This is a genomic window from uncultured Nostoc sp., assembly GCF_964245575.1.
Lineage (GTDB): Bacteria > Cyanobacteriota > Cyanobacteriia > Cyanobacteriales > Nostocaceae > Nostoc.
Genome location: NZ_CAXTNP010000433.1, coordinates 1 through 4,520, shown reverse-complemented (window position 1 = coordinate 4,520; position 4,520 = coordinate 1). Strand labels below are relative to the sequence as shown.

Sequence of the window (4,520 nt, the reverse complement as noted above, 5' to 3'; positions counted from 1 at the left end):
CTATGATTACGATCGCCTCCATTTTGTTGTGGTTATAGTTTGAAAACACGCCCTAAACCTGGGCTAAGAGAACCAAGAGCTAACAAACCTAGTGTAAAATTTGGTTCTGGTATAGGAGCTACTAACAGAACAATATTGTCAATAGCAAGATTATCATCAAAATTTGTTGTTCCTATTACTCCTGAAAAAGTCACGGATTGCAAATTATTAAATATTTCCGGCAGTAAAAATGTTTGAAATTTATTTTCTAAATTAAAAAATGTAGATACTTGTGAGTTATCGTTTTTTAATCCTCTAATGACTATTTGTGGAGATGCAAGATCATTATTACTACTGAAAGCTACTATTTTTGATGCTTCAATGCTAGATATTGAAAACAAAGCATTATCAGCGTTTCTTATAGAAATAGTCCTACCACTTCCTCCTGCTGCTAAGTAAGGTAAATCTCCAGGAACACAATCGACAAAACAGGCCTTTGGCTCAAAATCTAACTCTACAACACCAAAAGCACCTTAAGCATCAAATATAAAGTTGTCAAGTTCTAAAGTTTTAAAGCTGGCATTGCTCCCAGGATTAGGATTAACAACATCGCTAAATGTAATTGTTTCTCCATAAGCAAATTTGCTGTTAGTCAAAATGAAAAAAAGTGTTGAGGTTCCTAAACCCACAAGAAATTTTCTAATTGTTACCATTTTTCTAAGACCCTCTTCACTAAAAAAGTTACTGAATTTATTATTTATGAATATGATACTTAAAACAATGCAACGACAACACTTAACCTCAGAATCGCTGCCACCTTGTACAAAAATGTATATATACTGTAGACGATGACGAACGGCTGTGATCGCTAGCTAAAATCAATGCTGCTTATGAACAGGCAAAGCAGGCTGGTTACAAGTGCGGTAACTATAATTGGTAAACCGTAATTACCGCAACCCTGATTTTATTGTTTGTCTGGTAAAACTTCACAATACAACCCGTAATTTCACCATACAGTCTGCCGGATTGTATGCCGGACAATAGAGTAAAAAATTGGCAGACAACAAGCGGATTATGGCAGACAATCAACCAGATACCCTTTCAAGTGATACCGAACCGACTCAAAAAGAAGAAAATTTTTCTGGAATTTCCATATTAGATTTACAAAAAAAATACTCAATTCAGCGCGATTCCTTCTACGCCCGGACACGATACCTTCGGATTACAACCTGGAAGGAAGGCGGTAAAGCTTATCTGTATGCCGACCAGATAGCCGAGATGGACGGATTACACGAACACATACAGCAGACCGGAAGAATGCAAGGCTACCCAGTTCCCAAACCTTCTGGGCCAATAGAAGAGGAGGAGCAACCAGCGCCTACCACTAGCTTGACAGTTTCAGAGACTCAACAGATTACTCCGACTTACGCACCCAAGCAGAAGCGATCGCAGTCTTCAGAGCAAGTTGATGATGTCGCCGCCATCGTACAATCTGCACAGGGTAAAGCAGCTGGTACGTTGATTGCAGAAAACATACTCGCTCGTCACTTTATCGAAAATCCAAACCTATTACCAGATGAGCTAAAAACCAAAATCAAGGAATCGGGGGAGATGCCAAGCATTGACCCTTTCGCTTACGCAGACTTATTGATCAGCGCCGCAATGGGTTCTATCAGCGCGGCTTGAAGTTTTTGGGAATGATGGCAACTGGGGCGATTGTTGTTGTTAATGGTCTAAATCCCTTGTCACTGCTGACATTAGGCATAGGGGGAGTGTTAGCGTTGGCTTCAGCCTTGCCGTCAGGCATCGCTCCCAAATTTAACCCCAAACTTTCCTCTAAGAACGAGACTCAAGATCCACCACCAGTAATAGATAGCGAAGGCGTTGCCTCTCGTAGAGAAGCGTTAGCGAGTCCACGAGCGTCAGAGATACCCACGCCTGGGGAATTCAAGATTTACCGACAAGCCGAGTTAAACCGGACTACAGCCTCACTTCTAGCGAATGGGGCTATTCTCATTGCTGGTGAGGATGGGAGTGGTAAATCCACCTTAGCGATCGCAGTAGTAGAAAAGCTACAAGCCGACGGGTTCACTGTGGCGTTTATTGAGCCTGCCACCCCTAAACAAATGTTGCTAGAAATAGCACATCAGTTTGATATTACCACTGAGGATTTAGAGGGAAAATCATTAACAGCTGACAAATTAAAAAGGGCGATCGCCCAATTCTTAGAGGAAAACACAGCATTCCTAATTCTCGATGACGCTCACTGTTGCGATGCAAAATTTAGGATGTGGCTTAAGCAGTTAAGACGGAGCGACGCGCCTATGCTGCTACTCGCCACCGACCCCCCGCGCACCGACATCTTTATCAACATTCCCAGAATCGAACTCAAACCCCTGCCAGAGTACGCGATACGGGAGATTATGGTGCAGGCTGCGGCGGAAAGGGCGATTGCCCTCAAACCCTCAGAATTATCCAAACTCCAGGAAAGAGCGGGTGGCAACCCGATGTTAGCAGCGCGGGCTGTAGACGAAGAATATTTGGGGTTAGATGTCGAGTCCGGCGACCACCGTCGCTACTTCGACATCACACCTTTAATACTCCTGGCGGGAATTGCCTTCGTGATAATGCGCTTCATCGGGTTAGGGACTGGCGATCAAGCATTGTACATTTTTGGAGGTATCGCGGCGGCTATTTTCCTCGGTCTTTCCCGACTTCTGTATAATCTGCCACCAGAAGACAGGAGGATAAGGTAATGCTTGGAATCAGCCATTTACTAATCAGTGGCACAGCTACCAGTCTGCTGCTCGGAACTGCTAGCCCGACGATTATCGCCGTGGGTACAATCGCTGGCTTATTACCCGACATTGACATCTCAACATCACCCGCCGGCCGTGTCCTCCCGTGGATAAGTAAATTTTTTGAGAGCAGAATGCCTCACCGCAGCTGCACACACAGTTTAGTTGCCAGTGGTGCGATCGCAATTGTCGGTTACACTGGGGCGCTATTCAATCCCAATCTCTTAAACGTTGCTCACGCCCTGAGTGTAGGCTACTTTTTTGGATGGTTTGCGGATGTGTTCACTCGCGGCGGTGTGGAAATGTTCTGGCCTTCCCCGGTACGGTGTGTCTGCCCTGGTAATCGTAATCTTCGGCTAAGAACTGGCAGTAATGCCGAGTACTTTATTTTGATATTGCTGATTGCGATCGCTCTATTGACCTTCAGCATCAACAACTCAGGAGGAATTTTAACCCAATTCAACAGGTTAATCGCGTCTCCCTCTGGCGTACAGCACATTTTTAATGAATCTGGCAGTACGCACTTAATCAATGGCAGTACGCACTTAATCAAAGCCAACATTAAGGGGGTAAGGACGGGCGATCGCTCTAAGGTAAAGGGGCAATATCTAATTATCCAAGTACAAGGAACAGGCTTTTTAGTGCAAGCTGACGACGGACGGATTTACAAGGCATCGACTGAACCCGATGCACAGATTTTCTTAGAGGAAATCACAGCCGATGTGGGACGACCAGCCATTACTAATATTGAGGCGCTGACTTTGGAAGATGAACCGATAGGAAGTGCGATCGCACCATTCAATCGCGCTGGGGCGATGGTGTTTATCAGTGGTCAACTTAGCGTAGACGGTTTAGAAACCGCAGGTTTACCGCGTGACCCTTATCAGTTTCCCACCATTAAAGCGACTGATACCAGCATCACTCTAGAAGCTGCGCCAATGTCCGTTGTCAAGTCAAGCCTGGGTGAGGAATTCGCCACAGGACAATTACAAATAAGGATAATCAATGCCGCCCAAGCCACTGCCAGCAGCTACCCTAAAGCCTAATCAATCCAAGAAAACCCTTATTGCTGATACATCTGGTATTTTACTAGGTGACAAAGTTTACTGGAATCCCGCCAAACTTCGGAATGGTCACGCCGCTATTTTAGGGACTTCTGGGAGCGGTAAGACACAGACATTGAAAGCGATCGCTCATGAACTCCCATCATTATTTCCTGATATCAAAATAGTTGTCGCAGATTTTCATGGTGACTTAGAGCTACCTAACGAAGTTTGCTATTCACTTGATGCTGAGTCTCCATACGGGTTAAACCCTTTGGTAATTGACTTAGATCCAAAAGGTGGTGGCCCAGATTTACAAGCGATCGCTGTCTCATCTATCCTGAGAAAGTCCCTAAAAATGGGTGAAAATCAGCAAGGCTTAACCTTAAATGCCTTTATAAGTTGCTATGAAAGTAGAGGTATTTTTCAAAAAGACCAGTCAACTTGGACGAATGTTCCTCCTAATTTTGCTGATTTAGAAGCTGAACTTCAAAGTCGTTTAGAAGATGGCTGCAAGGACTCAGAAAAGTTATTGCTAAAACTGGCAGCTACTCTTAAATATGGAATTTTCAGTAAAACTCAACCATCAATCAACTTTCCCCTTGTACGATTTGACTTATCGGCACTATCTAAAGTACCGGGCTTAACCCGGATTTCTCACAAGTGCAGAAAAATCATTGAGATAAATAAAATTTAGGAA

The 4,520-nt window shown here is 44.1% G+C and carries 6 protein-coding genes; 4 read left to right on the top strand and 2 right to left on the bottom strand.

Annotated elements, in window-relative coordinates; genetic code table 11:
• Positions 1 to 32 precede the first annotated feature (32 nt).
• The gene (locus ACFFAP_RS36310) at positions 33 to 380 is read right to left on the bottom strand and encodes a hypothetical protein (RefSeq protein ID WP_375515752.1); all 348 of its coding nucleotides are present in this window, start codon (positions 378 to 380) and stop codon (positions 33 to 35) included.
• Between the two features lie 132 nt (positions 381 to 512).
• The gene (locus ACFFAP_RS36305) at positions 513 to 692 is read right to left on the bottom strand and encodes a hypothetical protein (RefSeq protein WP_375515751.1); all 180 of its coding nucleotides are present in this window, start codon (positions 690 to 692) and stop codon (positions 513 to 515) included.
• 340 nt (positions 693 to 1,032) lie between these two features.
• Here ACFFAP_RS36305 and ACFFAP_RS36300 point away from each other — a divergent pair, with 340 nt between their 5' ends.
• The 4 genes from ACFFAP_RS36300 to ACFFAP_RS36285 are packed head-to-tail and all read left to right on the top strand — an operon-like array spanning position 1,033 to position 4,517.
• Entirely contained in the window at positions 1,033 to 1,665 is a 633-nt protein-coding gene (locus ACFFAP_RS36300; RefSeq protein WP_375515750.1) for a hypothetical protein, read from the top strand.
• An 11-nt stretch (positions 1,666 to 1,676) separates the two neighbouring features.
• Positions 1,677 to 2,735 (top strand): AAA family ATPase, encoded by a 1,059-nt coding sequence (locus ACFFAP_RS36295; protein WP_375515749.1) that lies wholly within the window; start codon positions 1,677 to 1,679, stop codon positions 2,733 to 2,735.
• Positions 2,735 to 3,823, top strand: coding sequence for a metal-dependent hydrolase (locus tag ACFFAP_RS36290; protein WP_375515748.1), 1,089 nt, complete (start codon positions 2,735 to 2,737; stop codon positions 3,821 to 3,823). Before ACFFAP_RS36295 ends, ACFFAP_RS36290 begins: the two co-directional genes overlap by 1 nt.
• A complete protein-coding gene (locus ACFFAP_RS36285) occupies positions 3,783 to 4,517 on the top strand; it encodes a helicase HerA domain-containing protein (protein ID WP_375515747.1) in 735 nt (244 codons plus the stop codon). The genes ACFFAP_RS36290 and ACFFAP_RS36285 overlap by 41 nt, the downstream gene beginning before the upstream one ends.
• Positions 4,518 to 4,520: the final 3 nt, after the last annotated feature.